Annotated in this window: 15 protein-coding genes; 3 read left to right on the forward strand and 12 right to left on the reverse strand. The window is 57.6% G+C overall.

Annotation, left to right across the window (positions count from 1 at the left end; genetic code table 11):
• Nucleotides 1-6 precede the first annotated feature (6 nt).
• The 5 genes from EDY99_RS10225 to EDY99_RS10245 form a co-directional block, all read right to left on the reverse strand.
• Nucleotides 7-624 (reverse strand): DUF2291 family protein, encoded by a 618-nt coding sequence (locus tag EDY99_RS10225; protein WP_033650253.1) that lies wholly within the window; start codon nucleotides 622-624, stop codon nucleotides 7-9.
• Nucleotides 625-688: 64 nt separating this feature from the next.
• On the reverse strand, nucleotides 689-1621 hold the full coding sequence (locus tag EDY99_RS10230) for a D-ribose ABC transporter substrate-binding protein (protein WP_033650252.1): 933 nt from the start codon (nucleotides 1619-1621) through the stop codon (nucleotides 689-691).
• 63 nt (nucleotides 1622-1684) lie between these two features.
• Entirely contained in the window at nucleotides 1685-2485 is an 801-nt protein-coding gene (locus EDY99_RS10235; protein WP_033650250.1) for a GolD/DthD family dehydrogenase, read from the reverse strand.
• Between the two features lie 9 nt (nucleotides 2486-2494).
• Nucleotides 2495-3400, reverse strand: coding sequence for a transketolase family protein (locus tag EDY99_RS10240; RefSeq protein WP_033650249.1), 906 nt, complete (start codon nucleotides 3398-3400; stop codon nucleotides 2495-2497).
• Between the two features lie 2 nt (nucleotides 3401-3402).
• Nucleotides 3403-4206: a transketolase gene (locus tag EDY99_RS10245; protein ID WP_047574978.1), complete on the reverse strand. Its 804-nt coding sequence runs from the start codon at nucleotides 4204-4206 to the stop codon at nucleotides 3403-3405.
• A gap of 388 nt (nucleotides 4207-4594) precedes the next feature.
• Here EDY99_RS10245 and EDY99_RS10250 point away from each other — a divergent pair, with 388 nt between their 5' ends.
• On the forward strand, nucleotides 4595-5389 hold the full coding sequence (locus tag EDY99_RS10250) for a DeoR/GlpR family DNA-binding transcription regulator (RefSeq protein WP_072627559.1): 795 nt from the start codon (nucleotides 4595-4597) through the stop codon (nucleotides 5387-5389).
• A 22-nt stretch (nucleotides 5390-5411) separates the two neighbouring features.
• On the opposite strand, the gene pgpB is transcribed toward EDY99_RS10250, so the two are convergent.
• Nucleotides 5412-6173, reverse strand: a complete 762-nt coding sequence (pgpB, locus tag EDY99_RS10255; protein WP_033650246.1) for a phosphatidylglycerophosphatase B — start codon at nucleotides 6171-6173, stop codon at nucleotides 5412-5414.
• Between the two features lie 278 nt (nucleotides 6174-6451).
• Here pgpB and ribA point away from each other — a divergent pair, with 278 nt between their 5' ends.
• Nucleotides 6452-7045 carry a GTP cyclohydrolase II gene (gene ribA / locus EDY99_RS10260; protein WP_123061734.1) on the forward strand — a complete coding sequence of 198 codons (594 nt, stop codon included), beginning with the start codon at nucleotides 6452-6454 and terminating at the stop codon, nucleotides 7043-7045.
• A 57-nt stretch (nucleotides 7046-7102) separates the two neighbouring features.
• On the opposite strand, the gene acnA is transcribed toward ribA, so the two are convergent.
• The 5 genes from acnA to topA form a co-directional block, all read right to left on the reverse strand.
• Nucleotides 7103-9775, reverse strand: a complete 2673-nt coding sequence (gene acnA / locus EDY99_RS10265) for an aconitate hydratase AcnA (protein WP_033650245.1) — start codon at nucleotides 9773-9775, stop codon at nucleotides 7103-7105.
• A gap of 223 nt (nucleotides 9776-9998) precedes the next feature.
• Entirely contained in the window at nucleotides 9999-10235 is a 237-nt protein-coding gene (locus EDY99_RS10270) for a hypothetical protein (protein WP_050440103.1), read from the reverse strand.
• Nucleotides 10236-10587: 352 nt separating this feature from the next.
• Nucleotides 10588-11562, reverse strand: coding sequence for an HTH-type transcriptional regulator CysB (gene cysB, locus EDY99_RS10280; RefSeq protein WP_004930690.1), 975 nt, complete (start codon nucleotides 11560-11562; stop codon nucleotides 10588-10590).
• Between the two features lie 221 nt (nucleotides 11563-11783).
• Nucleotides 11784-11918, reverse strand: coding sequence for a hypothetical protein (locus EDY99_RS24900; protein ID WP_255201708.1), 135 nt, complete (start codon nucleotides 11916-11918; stop codon nucleotides 11784-11786).
• Between the two features lie 5 nt (nucleotides 11919-11923).
• Nucleotides 11924-14521, reverse strand: coding sequence for a type I DNA topoisomerase (gene topA, locus EDY99_RS10285; RefSeq protein ID WP_015378045.1), 2598 nt, complete (start codon nucleotides 14519-14521; stop codon nucleotides 11924-11926).
• A gap of 427 nt (nucleotides 14522-14948) precedes the next feature.
• Between topA and EDY99_RS10290 the strand changes: the two genes are divergently transcribed.
• Nucleotides 14949-15200, forward strand: coding sequence for a YciN family protein (locus EDY99_RS10290; RefSeq protein ID WP_033650243.1), 252 nt, complete (start codon nucleotides 14949-14951; stop codon nucleotides 15198-15200).
• A gap of 50 nt (nucleotides 15201-15250) precedes the next feature.
• Here the strand turns inward: EDY99_RS10290 and sohB are convergent, their stop codons facing one another.
• Nucleotides 15251-16297 (reverse strand): protease SohB, encoded by a 1047-nt coding sequence (sohB, locus tag EDY99_RS10295; RefSeq protein ID WP_033650242.1) that lies wholly within the window; start codon nucleotides 16295-16297, stop codon nucleotides 15251-15253.
• Nucleotides 16298-16642 lie beyond the last annotated feature (345 nt).

Consider the following 16642-nt stretch of genomic DNA (forward strand, 5'->3'; position numbering starts at 1 on the left):
GCCCCCTTAAGGTTGAATGCGCACCGGCGTGATCAACAGCGGCTCGGCAGGTGCCTGCCAGCTGCTGAATACGCCATACACGGTAATGTGGTCACCCACCTTGGGCTGGGATCCGGCCAGTTCGTCGATCGAAGCCTGGTTAATCGCCCTGGCAAAATCGCCGAACAGCGCTTGGTCATTGAAATCGCTGTAGCTCAGGCCGCGATAGCTGTCGCGTAACGCCGTACCGCGGTAGACCGGCCCGATCTGCACCTCCACGCTGCTGAGCGGCGCATCGGTCAGTTTGAGCGTTAATTTTCCGCTGCGTGAACGGGTGTTGACCGCCGCGACTTCACCGCTGACCTTAACGTTGAAGTAACAAGGAAACTCCGGTTGAGCACGGTACCCAAGCAGGCCGCAAGCGCTGTTGAAATCCTTGGCCTGGGCGATCCGGGCGAGCAGTTCACCCAGCGGCTGCGCCGTTTTGACCGCTTGCGGGGCGATTTTGCTGCGGTAAATCTCCGCCGCCTGCGCCACATGTGGATTCACCGGGGAGCGAAGCGCCGCCAGCTTTTTCTCCGAGACGATACGGCAACCGCTCAACGCCAGAACGACGATGACGGTCAACGCAATACGCATCGACATAACAACACCTCCGATCGCACCCCGCCGCCAGGACGGGGTGGTGAAAGACGCCGCTCAGCGCGGATTACTGTTTAAAGTTGAAGTCATTGACTCGCTGCGCATTGTCTTTGCCTATCAGGATGCCGCGGAACATCACGCGCTCCTTGCCGGTATAGCTGCCGGATTGGAAGTAGCCATCCAGGATCTCGACGCCCTGCGCGGCAATCGCCTGCGCCTGCAGCATCACGCTGGCGTAGAGGCTGCCGTTAAGAATGGCATCGCGCTCATCGTTGCTGCCGTCGATCCCCACCACGGTGACATCCTGTCTGCCGGCGGCCTTCAGCGCCGCCACTGCGCCCAGCGCGACCGGACCATTGCCGCAGATCACGCCTTTAATGTCCGGATGCGCCTGCAGGATGCTGTCCATAATGCGCTTCCCTTCCAGCAGATTGCCCTTGGCGTCTTGGCGCGCCACGCTGACCATCTCCGGGTATTGGTCGATCACGTTATGGAACGATTGCGAACGTGTGACGCAGTTATTGTCCGCCAGGTTACAGGTCAGTTCGGCGTATTTACCGGTCTCCCCCATTTTTTCCACAAACTGATTGGCGACGTCCGATCCGGCCTGGAAGTTGTTATGGGTGATCTGCGCCAGCGCTACGCCATCGACCGGGATCTCACGGTTGATCAGCACCACCGGAATGCCGGCGTTTTTCGCCTGCTGCACGGCGGCGACGCTGGCCTGGGAATCGGCGTTATCCAAAATGATGCCCTGAACCTTGCGGCCGATAACCAGGCTGATGAGCTCCCCCTGGCGCTTGACGTCTTCGCCGTGCGACAGCACCAGCGTCTGGTAGCCGAGAGACTTGGCTTTGGCCTCGGCTCCCTTGGCTTCCGCGGAGTAATAAGGGTTATCCAGCGAGTTGACGAGAATGGCGATTGTGCCTTTTTCCGCCGCCATGGCAGTGGCGCAGGCAAAACCGGTAAGCAAAGTGAGGTAAGTGGCTATTTTTTTCATGATGGTGTTCTCTTATCGTTGTGTTGAACATCGTCTGGTGTTGGCGATCGCCGCGGTTGCCGCTTACCAAATGGTAAAACCGCCGTCGATCATCAGGTCCGCGCCGGTAATCATGTCGCTGCCGTTGCTGGCAAAAAACAGGATCGCCGCCGCAATTTCGTCGGTATAAGCAAAACGCCCCAGCGGGATCAGCTTTTTCATCGCCTCGCCCTTCTCGCCGCGCCAGGCTTTCTCTCCCATAGGCGTCAGCACCACGGTGGGCGATAACGTGTTGACCGTAATGCCATGCGGCGCCCATTCTTTGGCCATCACCTTGGTCATGCCCAGCAGCCCCGCCTTGGCGGAGGTATAGGCACAGTGTTCGTCAATGGCGATAGAGGCCGCCTGCGACGCGATGTTGATGATTTTCCCTCCGTGACCGGCGGCTATCGCGCGACGCGCCAACGCCTGCGAGCATAGAAAAGGTCCGGTGAGGTTGACCGCCAAATGACGCTGCCACTCCTCGAGCGTGACCTCCGTCGCCGGCTGCAGATTGACGTAGCCAGCGCAGTTGACCAAAATATCGAGGCGGCCAAAGCGCCGTTGAGCCGCAGTGAAAGCGGCGGCCACCGAGTCAGGATCCGTCACGTCGCAAACCTGGCAAAGTACCTGCTCTTCACCTAATTCCCGCAGCGCCGCCGTCGCCTTGTCTTGTTCAAAAGCCGGGTACATCAACACCAAACGCGCGCCTTTTTCCAACAGCAAGCGATTGGCGGCCATCGCGATGCCGCCCAAACCGCCGGTAATCACCGCAACCTTCCCCGTCAGCGACAGTCCGCTATCTACTCCGTAGCGTAAATTAACGTCATACTCGTTCCGCTCCATCGCTTCCCCCTATTGAGTTAACTGAGCATGCAATCCTGCAGCGTCGATGGCATATTGCCGCCGCAGCGCCGCCCGGCTGCTGCTGTGGGTAAATTCGTAAGCCGGCACGCCCAGCGCGGTAAACGGCCGCGGCAGCTGATACCGCAGCAACAATTCACCGATGATGGTGCCTAAACCACCGCTGAGCGCATGCTCCTCCATAGTCAGCACCCGGCGGTGCGAGCGCATCAACGCCACCACCGCCTCCTCATTGAGCGGCCAGAGCGAAGGGAGAGAGACAATGGTCGGGTTATCGCCCAATGCCAGCACCTTCATCGCCTCATGAGCCACCGTGCCCAAACAGAACACCAGGCTATCTTCCCCCTGGTGCAACACCTCCGGCTCTCCCGGACGGAATTGGTAATCCGCGTTCAACACCGGCAGCTTGTCACTGTCCATGCGGATATAGGCCGGACCGGGTTGCGCGATGACATGACGGACAATCTCTGCCGCTTGCCGTGCATCCGCCGGCGCATAGACGCTGAGATTGCCCAACGTACGGGCGATGGCGATATCGTTCATGCAGTGGTGCGTCGCCCCCAGTGGCCCGTAACCAAATCCGGCATTCAGGCCAAGCATTTTCACGTTGGTCTCCGTGTAGCAAACATCGTTTTTCATCTGTTCGTTTGAACGAGCGAACAGGAAAGGTGCCGCGTTGGCGGTAAAGACCGTACGGCCGCTGAGCGCCATGCCGGCAGCCATGCCAACCATGTTCTGTTCGGCGATACCGACGTTCACTACCCGCTCCGGATAAGCCTGCTCAAAGGGCGCGATTTTTGACGTGGACGTGGAATCCGCCACCATCACGCTCAGATCTGCACCCGCCCGTTGCTGTTCGATCAACGCCGTCACCACCGCATCGCGTAAGTCCTGCATGTTTACCCCTCCAGTTCCGCCAGCGCCTGCGCCAGCTGTTGTTCGTCCGGTACCGCGTGATGCCAGGCGGCAACGTTAGCCATAAACGACACGCCGTGCCCCTTTTCGGTATTGGCCAAAATCACTCGCGGTTTGTCCTGGCTCGGAAGTTGGATCGCCGCCACCAGCGCCGCCGGATCGTGCCCGTCACATTCCACGGTTTCGAAACCGAAAGCGCGCCATTTTTCCGCCAGCGGTTCCAGCGGCATGATCTCCTCCGTCTTGCCCGCCAGCTGCAGCCGGTTGCGATCGACGATGGCGATCAGGTTATCCAGCTTGAATTTGCTGGCCGCCATTGCCGCCTCCCAGTTGGATCCCTCCGCCAGCTCGCCGTCGCCCAGCAGTACGAAAGCGCGGCGATGCCCACGCCCTGCCAGCTTATTGCCCAGCGCCAACCCCACGGCGATCGGCAGCCCATGCCCCAAACCGCCGGAGTTAATCTCCACCAGCTCCGGCAACTTCTGCCGCACCGGATGCCCGGCCAACAAGGTGTCGTCGCCCATGAACTGATCGAGCACCGCCGGATCGAGCAAGCCCATTGCCGCACAGCTGCAGTAAAAACCGCCGGCGCCGTGCCCTTTAGACAAAATGAACCGATCCTGATCGGGCCGGGCATTGCTGCGATCCATCACTGCCATATACAAAGTGCAGATGATGTCGATTTCCGACAGATCGGCGCCGGTATGACCCTTGCCTGCCTTATGGTTCATGGTCACCACATGTCGGCGCGCCTGGCGTGCCGTATTTTTAATCGCCTGAAAGTCCATCGTCACCTCTACTTAAGCGCCTTGATTATCGTTATCGCATCAAAAACGATCCGTTAACCCATCATTGATTTTCGAATGGAAATCATATGCAGCAAAAACGATAATTAATGTGGGCAAGATCAAATTTCAAACAAAAGCGCTTACCAGACAACACTCATACCGATAAAAACCAACAAATAACAACACGATAAAAATAATCCAGCTGCTTTAATTTAGTTTTTACCGTTGATTTCATCGGATGCCAATGATTTTCGAATAAAAATCAATGCTGCTTAACTGGGTTTATCCGTGGCTTTATCAATAATCGCGAGCTAAAATTCAGCGCATCAATAAGGAGTGGCCGTGGCAAACCGCGCGGCGGGAACTGACAGGTGCAGGAGTCTTTCGATTGAAAAGCAAAAGCGAGCAGTTGGCGGAAATGCAGCAACGGCGCGAAAAGATCCTCGACATGATCCGCGAAGACGGCTCGGCGACGGTCAAAATGCTTACCGATACCTTCAAGCTGACCGAGGCGACCATTCGCACCGATCTGCGCGTCCTGCAGCAGCAAGGCTATGTGCAGCGCTTCCACGGCGGTGCAACCCTGGTTGATGGCAAGCAAAATACTCATGCCATGCTACTGGAACGCCAGGTTAACCTGACCGCCAAAGATCGCATCGGCAAACTCGCCGCCGGTTTTATCGAACCCGGCGACACCATCATTCTTGATTCGGGCACCACCACCACGGCTATCGCCAATCACCTGAATCACATAAAGAAACTGTCCGTTATCACCACCGGCGTCAATATTGCGCTGCAGCTGGGCGGCGAACCGGGCGTGAATATTTTGCTGACCGGGGGCTCATTCAAATTTCCGACGCTCTCCACCTCCGGGGACAAAGCCGCCAATTTCTTCGAAAACGTGCTGGCGCAAAAACTGTTCCTCGCGACGGCCTGCATCTCGCCCCGCCACGGGCTCAGTTTCCCAAGCGAAACCGACATCAAACTGAAAATGGCGATGATCAATGCAGCCAACACGGTGTATGTGGTGGCCGACTCCAGCAAGATCGATAAAGTTTCAATGTTTGCGCTGCCTTGTGACTGGCAGCATATCGACTATTTGATTACCGACAACGGAATTAGCGATGCCGCCATGCAGGCATTTGAAAAGGTAGGCGTTAAGGTCTTGGTGGCAGGCGCCTGAACGGCGCCTGTGAAAGAAGTGATTATTCCGGCTTGCGCGCCGCGATTTCCTGCTGCTCTTGCGGCGGCGGCGTCAGAGGACCGAACCAGCGCTGCGCCAGCCAGCAGGTGATCACCACCAGCAACCAACTGATCAACGTGGCCATTGCCAGATCGCGCGGCCAGTGCATGCCCAGCAGCAAGCGGCTGCCCATTACCCCGGCCGCCCACACCATCAGGATCGCGACGGTTTTGTAATGGCGGCGCGGCCACAGCAGCCCTACGCCCAATAGCGCCCAGGTGGCGGCGAACATGGTGTGCCCCGACGGAAAAGCAAAGCCGGTTTCAAACTGCCAGTGCTTGCGCAGCCAGCCCGGCACCAGCGTCTGGTCTTGCAGTTGCTCGCGCACCAGCGCGCTGCGCTCTTTGCGCTGCAGCGAGTAGAAATACTTGCCGTCCACGCCGTGGGTTTGCTCCAACCACACCACGAAAGGACGCGGCTCTTGCACCCGATCCTTGATCAACGACTTCACGCCCTGCCCAATCAACAGCGCGGCGAAAAGCAGCATCGCCAGACCGATGGCCGGCTTCAGCCGAAAGCGCAGGCACCACAAAAACCAACCGCAGAGGATCGCGCTGGTCAGAATGCCCCACGGCGAGGTCACGGTTTCGGTCACCCAGTACAGCGCTTTCAGCAGCCGGTCATTGCCGCCGGGTTGCCAGTGCCAGCCGGATACCCAGACCGCCAGCGGCATCAACAGCAGCAGCAACGCGCCGCCCGCCGTGCGTTTTGCTATCTCATACATTCCCGTTTTCCTCTGCGTGAATCAGGCTGCAGTGTAACAAGAGTGCAATATTGATAACACGCGAAAAATTAAACAGATAGACAACCTATCGCAATAATAGGTGGCCAGAAAACGCCATCTGCTGGTTTGCTGAGCACCGCCCGGCAAGAAGTTGTGGCAAAATAGCCGATAATTAACGAAATAGAGATCGGCGTAGCACGTTTTAGTCTTGGTCAATGCACTGACCGGACTTAGGATGCGCGACAATGATTGAATCGTAGGTTTTTGTGGAGAGTGACATGCAGCTTAAACGGGTGGCAGAGGCTAAACTGCCGACACCTTGGGGCGATTTCCTGATGGTAGGATTCGAAGAACTGGCGACCGGGCACGATCATCTGGCGCTGGTATTCGGTGATATTTCCGGTGAAGCGCCGGTGCTCGCACGCGTGCATTCCGAATGTCTGACCGGCGACGCGTTGTTCAGCCTGCGCTGCGACTGCGGTTTTCAGCTGGAAGCCGCGCTGGAGCAGATCGCCGAAGAAGGCCGCGGCATCCTGCTTTATCATCGCCAGGAGGGCCGCAATATCGGCCTGTTGAACAAGATCCGCGCCTATGCCCTGCAGGATAAGGGCGCAGACACCGTGGAAGCCAACCATCAGCTCGGCTTCGCCGCCGACGAACGCGACTTCACCCTGTGCGCCGACATGTTCAAACTGCTGGGCGTCGACGCGGTGCGCTTGCTGACCAACAACCCGAAAAAGGTCGAGATCCTGACCGAAGCCGGTATCAATATCAGCGAGCGCGTGCCGCTGATCGTCGGCCGCAATCCGAAGAACGAACACTATCTGGCCACCAAGGCCGCCAAAATGGACCATTTGCTCGACCAGAAGTGATCGCCGCCACGGTGAAAACAATCAGGGCGCCTTGCGGCGCCCTTTTTACTGCCCGATTTACAGCATTTTCCTGATTACGTAGTGCAGGATGCCGTCGTTTTCGTAGTAGGTCAGCTCATTGCCGGTATCGATGCGGCAACGAGTGTCGATCACCTCCTTGCGCCCGTCGGCATAGGTGATATGTACCGGCACCGTCTGGCCCGGCTGCAGCTGTTGCAGGCCGCCGACGCTGATCTGCTCGTCCCCGGTCAGCCCCAGCGTTTTGCGCGTCACGCCCTGCGGGAACTCCAGCGGCAAAATGCCCATGCCTATCAGGTTGGAGCGGTGAATACGCTCGAAGGATTCGGCGATCACCACCCGCACGCCCAGCAGGCGCGGCCCTTTCGCCGCCCAGTCGCGGCTGGAGCCGGAACCGTACTCTTTACCGGCGATCACCGCCAGCGGCACTTGCTCCTGCTGGTACTGCATGGCGGCGTCGTAGATAGACAGTTGCTGCTGCGACGGAATATGGCGGGTATAGCCCCCCTCCACGCCCGGCACCATTTCGTTGCGGATGCGGATGTTGGCAAAGGTGCCGCGCATCATCACTTCGTGGTTACCGCGGCGCGAACCGTAGGAGTTAAAATCCTGCGGCGCCACGCCGTGCTCGCTCAGGTAACGCCCCGCCGGGCTGTCGCGCTTGATGTTGCCCGCCGGCGAGATGTGGTCGGTGGTCACCGAATCGGCCAGAATCGCCAGAATGCGCGCGTCCTTGATGTCCTGCACCGGATCCGGCTTCACCTTCATGGTGCTGAAAAACGGAGGATGGCGGATATAGGTAGAATCCTCCTGCCATTGATAGGTCGCCGAACCGGTCACCTGGATCGCCTGCCAGTTGGCGTCGCCATCGAACACTTCGCCGTATTCTTTGTGGAACATCTCGGTGCGCACTTCTTCCACCGCCTGAGCAATGTCCTGGCTGCTCGGCCAGATGTCCTTCAGGTAGACCGGTTGACCGTCATTGCCCTCGCCCAGCGGCTCTTTGGTCAGATCGATCTTCATGCTGCCCGCCAACGCATACGCCACGACCAGCGGCGGTGAAGCCAGCCAGTTGGTTTTCACCAGCGGGTGGATGCGCCCTTCGAAGTTACGGTTGCCCGACAGCACCGCGCCCACGGTCAGATCGCCCTCTTTGATCGCCTGCTCGATAGGATCCGGCAGCGGCCCGGAGTTGCCGATACAGGTGGTACAGCCATATCCCACCAGGTTGAACCCCAGTTCTTCCAGATAAGCGGTGAGCTTGGCGCTGTCGAAGTAGTCGGTCACCACTTTGGAACCCGGCGCCAACGACGTTTTTACCCAAGGCTTGCTGCTCAGCCCTTTCTTGACGGCGTTTTTCGCCAGCAGGCCGGCCGCCATCATCACGCTCGGGTTGGAGGTGTTGGTGCAGGAGGTGATCGCCGCGATCACCACCGCGCCGTCGCGCAGTTCGTGCTGCTGCCCATCCAGCGTAAAGGGTTTGCTGTCTGCCTTGGTCTTGTGGCCGCCGATATCCAGCTCGGTCGCGGCCTTGAACGCCTGCGGCACATTCGGCAGCGCGACGCGATCCTGCGGGCGTTTCGGCCCGGCGAGGCTGGCCTCGACCGTCGACATATCCAGCGCCAGCGAGCTGGTGAATACCGGCTCATCCCCCGGGTTGCGCCACATGCCCTGCGCCTTGGCGTAGGCTTCCACCAGCGCGATTTGTTCGGCGCTGCGGCCGCTGAGTTTCATGTAGCCGAGCGTGACGTCATCTACCGGGAAGAAACCGCAGGTGGCGCCGAACTCCGGCGACATGTTGGCGATGGTCGCCCGGTCCGCCAACGGCAGATCGGCCAGGCCGTCGCCGTAAAACTCGACGAACTTGCCGACAACGCCGTGCTTACGCAGCATTTGGGTGACCGTCAGCACCAGGTCGGTGGCGGTAATGCCCTCGCGGAGCTTGCCGGTCAGCTTAAAGCCGACGACGTCCGGGATCAGCATCGACACCGGCTGGCCCAGCATCGCCGCTTCCGCTTCGATACCGCCGACGCCCCAGCCGAGAATGCCCAGGCCGTTGATCATGGTGGTGTGGGAATCGGTGCCCACCAGCGTATCCGGATAGGCCACGCGGCGACCGCTTTCGTCACTGTGCCACACCGTTTGGCCGAGGTATTCGAGGTTGACCTGGTGGCAGATGCCGGTGCCCGGCGGCACCACGCGGAAACGGTTGAAGGCTTTCTGCCCCCAGCGCAGGAAGGTGTAGCGCTCGTGGTTGCGCTGCATTTCGATACGCACGTTGTCTTCGAAGGCGTTGTCATCGCCGAATTCATCGACGGTAACCGAGTGGTCAATCACCAGATCCACCGGCGACAGCGGGTTCACCTGGTCGACATTGCCGCCCAGCCGCCGCACCGCTTCACGCATCGCCGCCAGATCCACCACCGCCGGAACGCCGGTAAAATCCTGCATCAGCACGCGCGCCGGACGGTAGGCGATCTCACGGTCAGCATGGCCGGTTTGTAACCAGGCGACGATGGCCTTGAGGTCGTCAACCTGCACGGTATCGCCATCCACATGGCGCAGCAGGTTCTCCAACAGCACTTTCATTGATTTCGGCAACCGGTCGATATCACCCAGCTGCTTCGCCGCCAGCGGCAGACTGTAGTAGTAATATTCGCTATTCAGCGCAACCAGCTTATCCAGACTTGTTTCACGAAGATCGGACGACATAGCTCCTCCATTTCTTATTGTGATTAAAACAGGGTAATCAGTGAGGTCTTGTTTAAAGATACCACAAAGATAAGTTAACGTTTTGATAACAACACGATTTGATCACAGCGATAGGTGAGAACAATCAAGAAGAAGGAAGTGCGAGCGCAGCCAAGGGGTTAGGCCACGCGTCAACGAAAACGCCGCAACGAGGCGGCGTTTTGGCAGCGAAAATCTCGCGGCTTTAGCGGGGTTTGCGCACCAGGCGGCGACATACTGTGAGCACAACTGCAGCAATGATAGCAGAGACACCCAATTTAATGGCAATGACAGCCGAGTCGAAACTATTCATCCCTATTTCACCATCACCGCTAATTTCTATGTTGTTGGAAACGAAGCTGTCGAAAATTCCGTCTGGCAGGTAGCGCAACAACAAAAAGGTTAGCAACAAGAACAGAACAATCCAGAGACTTTTTTTCATTGTGATACCACGCATTTACTGTAATCAGGCTCGCCTTGAACATCTATACGACCGTACGCCATCAGCCCTCGACCTCCAGGCACTCTCACCTTTCTACGCCTTAGCAGCGCATCCCGAAGGATCTGGAAATCACTCGATAAATCAGCGTAGTTAAGCCTGCATATCTGCATAACGTTGAATTTCCATACTCAATTATCCGAACGTTTTGCAGTCTACTTAGAGGCTAACGGGTTGAAAAGAGGACGGCGGCTTTTCAGGATGATCCTGAGAAACAAGGAAGGTGCGGGTTTCCGGGCTAAAAAAACCCGGTTTAGCAGGCGCCTAACCGGGTTTGATTTGATATCGTCAACGATTACTTAATCGGCAGCTTGATGTCCTTGAACATCGCTTCAATTTCTTCGTTGGAGCGCAGCGCCACTGCGCTGTCGACCACGTCGCGCGTCAGGTGCGGCGCGAAGCGCTGAATGAAGTCGTACATGTAGCTGCGCAGGAAGGTGCTGCGGCGGAAGCCGATTTTAGTGGTGCTGTAGGTGAAGATATCGCGCGCATCCACCGTCACCAGATCCGGATCCTGCACCGGATCCACCGCCATGCTGGCGATCACCCCTACCCCCAATCCCAAACGCACATAGGTTTTAATCACGTCGGCGTCAGTGGCGGTAAAGACGATGCGCGGCGTCAGGCCGGCGCGGTTGAAGGCGGTGTCCAGCTCCGAGCGACCGGTAAAGCCGAAGGTGTAAGTGACGATCGGGTAAGCCGCCAGTTCTTCAATGCTGATGCTGCTTTTGCCCGCCAAAGGATGATCGGGCTTCACCACCACCGCACGGTTCCAGTGGTAGCACGGCAGCATGATAAGATCGTCATACAGGTGCAGCGCTTCGGTGGCGATGGCGAAATCTGCGGTGCCCTTGGAGACCGCTTCGGCGATCTGCGTCGGCGAGCCCTGATGCATGTGCAGCGAGACACGCGGGTAACGCTCAATGAAGCCTTTGATCACGTTAGGCAAGGCGTAACGAGCCTGGGTATGCGTGGTGGCGACGTACAGCGAGCCTTTGTCCGGGTAGGTGTGTTCACCGGCGACGGCCTTGATGGCGTCTACCTTGGACAGCACTTCACGCGCGATGCGAATGATTTCCTGGCCGGCCGGGGTGACCTGGGTCAGGTGCTTGCCGCTGCGGGCGAAAATCTGGATGCCCAGCTCATCTTCGAGCATGCGCACCTGTTTGCTGATGCCGGGTTGAGAGGTATAGAGCCCTTCTGCCGTCGAGGAGACATTCAGGTTGTGGTTAACCACTTCCACAATGTAACGAAGCTGCTGCAATTTCATATCTTATACCATCCTAGGTTAAACACTGCGGCTTACCCGCAGCCAGGTATATCGGTGTCGCCCCGGTATGCTGAAACTCACAAGCCATAAACCCCGTGTTCTACCCTGATGGTGAAGAAAACGCCGTTGTTAATAAGCTTTAATAATAAAAAAACTTTTTATATAACCACTATACCACGATGCAGCTTCAAGTATAGATCCGCGTCACACTATGATAACGATTATTTTGCATGGGTATCAACGTGAAACGGCGGTGTCGGAGGGATAAAAACAGCAAAGGATAGATCCGTTTGCCCCTTTTCACCAATAAAAAAACCAGCCGCCAGGGCTGGTTTTTCATCTTGCGGGCAGGACATCGGCCTTACTTCTTGCCTTCGACCCACTTGCCGTCCACGTAGAACGCGGACCAACCGGTCGCCTTGCCGTCTTTTTCAGAGGAGACGTACTGCTGCTTGGTTTTACGGCTGAAACGCACCAGCGTTTTGTTGCCTTCGGCATCCGCCACCGGCGCATCGGCCAGGTAGCGCAGTTTCTCCGGCAGACGATCCTTGAAGCGAGCCAGTTCTTCCACCAGCGGCGCGCGGGTCTCGCGCGATTTAGGGAAGGTGTTGGCCGCCAGGAACACGCCGGCAGCGCCGTCACGCAGCACGAAATAGGCGTCGGACTTCTCGCACGGCAGCTCCGGCAACGGCACCGGATCTTCCTTCGGCGGCGCGACATCGCCGTTACGCAGGATCTTGCGGGTGTTTTTGCAGTTCTCGTTGGTGCAGCCCATGTACTTGCCGAAACGCCCCATTTTCAGGTGCATTTCCGAGCCGCACTTGTCGCACTCCACCACCGGGCCATCATAGCCTTTCAGACGGAACTCGCCCTCTTCGATCTCATAGCCGTCACACGCCGGGTTGTTACCGCAGACGTGCAGCTTGCGCTGGTTGTCGATCAGATAGCTGTCCATCGCCGTACCGCATTTCTGGCAGCGGCGGCGGGCGCGCAGCGCGTTGGTTTCCGCGTCGTCGCCTTCGAGGATGTTGAGCACTTCCGCTTCCGGCACCAGGTTGATGGTGGTTTTGCAACGTTCCTTCGGCGGCAGCGCGTAGCCGGAACAGCCGAGGAAGACCCCGGTGCTGGCGGTACGGATGCCCATCTTGCGGCCGCAGGTCGGGCAGTCGATGCTGGTCATCACCATCTGGTTAGGCCGCATGCCGCCTTCTTCCGGATCCTTCTCCGCCGTTTCAAGCTGCTCGCTGAAATCAACGAAGAATTCGTCCAGCACCGCTTTCCACTCGGCCTGGTTGTTGGCGACCTCATCGAGGCCGTCTTCCATGCGGGCGGTGAAGTCATAGTTCATCAGCTCGCGGAAGTTTTCTTCCAGGCGATCGGTGACGATCTCACCCATTTTCTCGGCATAGAAACGGCGGCTTTCCACCCGCACATAACCGCGATCCTGAATGGTCGAGATGATGGAGGCGTAAGTGGACGGACGCCCGATGCCGCGTTTCTCCAGCTCTTTCACCAGCGAGGCTTCGCTGTAGCGCGCCGGCGGCTTGGTGAAGTGCTGGCTCGGGATCAGTTTCTGCAGATCCAGCTCGCTGCCGATTTCGACGAACGGCAACGTGCGATCTTCATCGCCTTTGCGCAGAGCCGGCATCACCTTGGTCCAGCCGTCAAAGCGCAGCGTACGGCCCTTGGCGCGCAGTTGATAATCGCCGGCTTTCACCGTCAGCGTGGTGGAATCGTATTGCGCCGGCGTCATCTGGCAGGCAACGAACTGGCGCCAGATCAGCTGATACAGCTTCTGCGCGTCCGCTTCCATGTCTTTCAACTGCTCGGCGAGCACGTTCACGTCCGAAGGACGGATCGCTTCGTGCGCTTCCTGCGAATTCTCTTTGCTGCTGTACTGATTCGGCGCTTTCGGCAGGTATTTATCGCCGAAGTTGTCGCCGATGTAGCCACGCACCATGTTGAGCGCATCCTGGCTCAGGTTGGTGGAGTCGGTACGCATATAGGTAATATGGCCGGCTTCATACAGCCGTTGCGCCATCATCATGGTTTTCTTCACGCCGAAGCTCAGGCGGGTGCTGGCGGCCTGTTGCAGCGTGGAGGTAATGAAAGGCGCGCCCGGCTTGCTACTGGTCGGTTTGTCTTCGCGATCCAGCACCGTGTAGCGGGCTTTTTCCAGCAGCTTGACCGCGGCGTGCGTCTGCTCGCGGTTGACCGGCTTGAACGGTTTGTCGTGCGCATGGGTCACTTCCATCTGCAGCGCGGTTTCACCCTTCGCCAGCAGATCGGCATGCAGCTCCCAGTACTCTTCCGGCACGAACGCCTTGATGTCGCGTTCGCGCTCAACCACCAGACGCACCGCCACCGACTGTACGCGGCCGGCGGACAGGCCGCGGGCGATTTTTTTCCACAGCAGCGGCGAGACCATATAGCCCACCACGCGGTCCATAAACCGGCGCGCCTGCTGCGCGTTAACGCGGTCAATGTTCAGCTCGCCCGGCTGTTTGAACGCCTGTTGGATCGCGTTTTTGGTGATTTCGTTAAACACCACGCGGCTAAAGCGTTTGTCATCCCCACCGATCACTTCCCGCAGGTGCCAGGCGATGGCTTCCCCTTCGCGGTCAAGGTCGGTTGCGAGATAAATGTGGTCGGCGTTTTCCGCCAACGATTTTAACTCGGCGACCACTTTTTCTTTACCCGGCAGGATTTCATAATGCGCTTTCCAGCCGTGGTAAGGGTCGACGCCCATGCGATTTACCAGCGCCGCCTTCTCATCTTTTTTAACTTTTTTCTTGGCTTTGTCTTCGGTTGAGTCAGCGCTCTTTTTGCTGGCTGAGCCACTGGTCGGCAAATCACGGATATGACCGACGCTGGACTTCACCACGTAGTCACTTCCTAAATATTTATTAATAGTTTTGGCTTTTGCCGGGGACTCAACTATTACGAGAGCTTTACCCATATTTACCTTTACCTAATTTATTTCTTCTAAAAAGAAGTCTTTTATCTCGCCGTGCCGCGGCAATTCGTGTCTCTTTTTTTATATTGCGGCAGTCTGGCAAGAGATCAACAGATTTTTTTCTTTTGGTTGCCCAACTGCTCAACCTGAACGCAAGTTGTTGATCCTGCCTGCTATTCACCCATGCCCCAGAAGTATGGCTGCGTGATTTTTATTCATGGCGTAAACAAAACCTTCCACCCGACGCCGCAAAATCCCACACTGTACCTGATAAAAAGCGTCACGCAACCTAATTAGCACGGAAAGGCAGATTTCGCCAACCGGCCGCCGCCCATGGCCATCCAGACGGCAAATAAACCTTAGTCGGTTTGCGGATAAAAGCGAACCGGCGTTAGAATATGCGCAGCGTTTTTTGTTTGGAGTCTAATAAATGCACAAGAATACTGCACCTATCGGCCGCGAGGCCCTGCTGGCGGAAGCAAATAACATCATCCGCCAACACGAAGATTATCTGCACGGCATGATCGCCACCGACGTTGAACAAAAAAGCGGCGTTTTAGTTTTTCGCGGCGAATACTTTTTAGATGCCGATGGATTGCCCACCGCCAAAACCACCGCCGTATTTAATATGTTTAAACATTTGGCTCACCTGCTTTCGGAAAAATACCATTTGGTCGATTGAGAAAACAAAACGGGGGCGCCTGGCCCCCGTTGATTCCTGCTCTTCTCGCCTTACAACAACGGCTTTTCCCCGCGCTGCCACCAGCGCAACAGCAAACGATCGACGCTTTCCGCCGCGCTGCCGGTGAAACGATCCATCAAACGTTTACGACGCGCATAGCGCACGGCGATCACTTCGTGGTTATCCAACTCGGCGATCAACAAATCGTCGCTGGTGCCGATGGCGTCGATCAGGCCTTTCTCTTTGGCCTGGGTCCCGAACCAGTGCTCACCGGTGGCGACGCTGTCGATGTCCAGCGACGGGCGCTGCTCGTGCACGAAGCGTTTGAACAGCTCGTGCGTTTCGTTCAGATCTTCGCGGAACTTCTCGCGCCCCTGCTCGGTATTTTCACCGAACAGCGTCAGCGTACGTTTAAACTGCCCGGCGGTATGCAGCTCCACGTCGATGTCGTTCTTCTTCAGCAGGCGGTGGAAATTCGGGATCTGCGCCACCACGCCGATGGAACCGATGATGGCGAACGGCGCCGCCACGATGCGATCCGCGACGCAGGCCATCATGTAGCCGCCGCTGGCCGCCACTTTATCCACCGCCACCGTCAGGCGGATGCCGCCTTTGCGCAAGCGCTCCAGCTGCGAAGCCGCCAGGCCGTAGCCGTGCACCACCCCGCCCGGGCTTTCCAGACGCAGCAGGACTTCATCCTGCGCCGAGGCCACCGCCAGCACCGCGGAGATCTCTTCGCGCAGCGACGTCACCTCGTGCGCATCCATGCTGCCCTTGAAGTCCAACACGTACAGGCACGGCTTGGCCACTTCCACCGCGCCGGATTTGGCGCGCTGCTTCTTCAATTTGTCATCAGATTTGGTCTGCTTCTTGAACTGTTTCAGCCAAACCTTTTGCTCGGCAGTATCCATACGCGCCAGGCGCATATCGCGCTGCATTTCGCGATACTGCTCACCGAGATCGGTCAACTGCAGCTCCCCTTTCTGACGGCTCTTGCGTTGCCCCAGACTGACCGCCAGGATGGCCAACGCGGCGATGGCGAGCACCACCGTGGCGACCTTGGCCAGAAACAGGCCATAAACAGATATAAACTCCACAGATTCCGCCTTTATTTACAGGTTGTTAGTATGATTCTTTCCATTTTAGCCAACCGCAGCGCCTGCTGTCGCGGCTAAATGAAAATTCATTGCGTTCTGCACGTCACTATGGGGACGATTCAAGGCCGAACCAAGCCGCCGCCGCGCCGCTTTTGTTACAAAAGAATGTCATTTCAGCCTGCTACGCATTGAAAATGCGTACGGATTAAGGCATATAACACCCATTATTCATCAATATGATGAGACAGATTCGCTGCGCGGCCCGCAGAAGGTCGAGCTCTCGCTCCCGCCCTGGCCGCGCGTTTCACCCTTGCTCCCCACGATACGCGGGAGAACAGCCACCCA

This window comes from Serratia sp. LS-1 (assembly GCF_003719595.1).
GTDB classification, from domain to species: domain Bacteria; phylum Pseudomonadota; class Gammaproteobacteria; order Enterobacterales; family Enterobacteriaceae; genus Serratia; species Serratia ureilytica.

Bases quoted from the DNA above. Each gene is read 5' to 3' on its own strand.
- EDY99_RS10290 (WP_033650243.1), top strand. From the start codon at position 14,949: ATGCACAAGAATACTGCACCTATCGGCCGCGAGGCCCTGCTGGCGGAA.
- pgpB (WP_033650246.1), bottom strand. From the start codon at position 6,173: ATGTATGAGATAGCAAAACGCACGGCGGGCGGCGCGTTGCTGCTGCTG.
- EDY99_RS10270 (WP_050440103.1), bottom strand. From the start codon at position 10,235: ATGAAAAAAAGTCTCTGGATTGTTCTGTTCTTGTTGCTAACCTTTTTG.
- EDY99_RS10235 (WP_033650250.1), bottom strand. From the start codon at position 2,485: ATGGAGCGGAACGAGTATGACGTTAATTTACGCTACGGAGTAGATAGC.
- topA (WP_015378045.1), bottom strand. From the start codon at position 14,521: ATGGGTAAAGCTCTCGTAATAGTTGAGTCCCCGGCAAAAGCCAAAACT.
- ribA (WP_123061734.1), top strand. From the start codon at position 6,452: ATGCAGCTTAAACGGGTGGCAGAGGCTAAACTGCCGACACCTTGGGGC.
- acnA (WP_033650245.1), bottom strand. From the start codon at position 9,775: ATGTCGTCCGATCTTCGTGAAACAAGTCTGGATAAGCTGGTTGCGCTG.
- EDY99_RS10230 (WP_033650252.1), bottom strand. From the start codon at position 1,621: ATGAAAAAAATAGCCACTTACCTCACTTTGCTTACCGGTTTTGCCTGC.
- EDY99_RS24900 (WP_255201708.1), bottom strand. From the start codon at position 11,918: ATGTCCTGCCCGCAAGATGAAAAACCAGCCCTGGCGGCTGGTTTTTTT.
- EDY99_RS10245 (WP_047574978.1), bottom strand. From the start codon at position 4,206: ATGGACTTTCAGGCGATTAAAAATACGGCACGCCAGGCGCGCCGACAT.
- EDY99_RS10225 (WP_033650253.1), bottom strand. From the start codon at position 624: ATGTCGATGCGTATTGCGTTGACCGTCATCGTCGTTCTGGCGTTGAGC.
- cysB (WP_004930690.1), bottom strand. From the start codon at position 11,562: ATGAAATTGCAGCAGCTTCGTTACATTGTGGAAGTGGTTAACCACAAC.
- EDY99_RS10240 (WP_033650249.1), bottom strand. From the start codon at position 3,400: ATGCAGGACTTACGCGATGCGGTGGTGACGGCGTTGATCGAACAGCAA.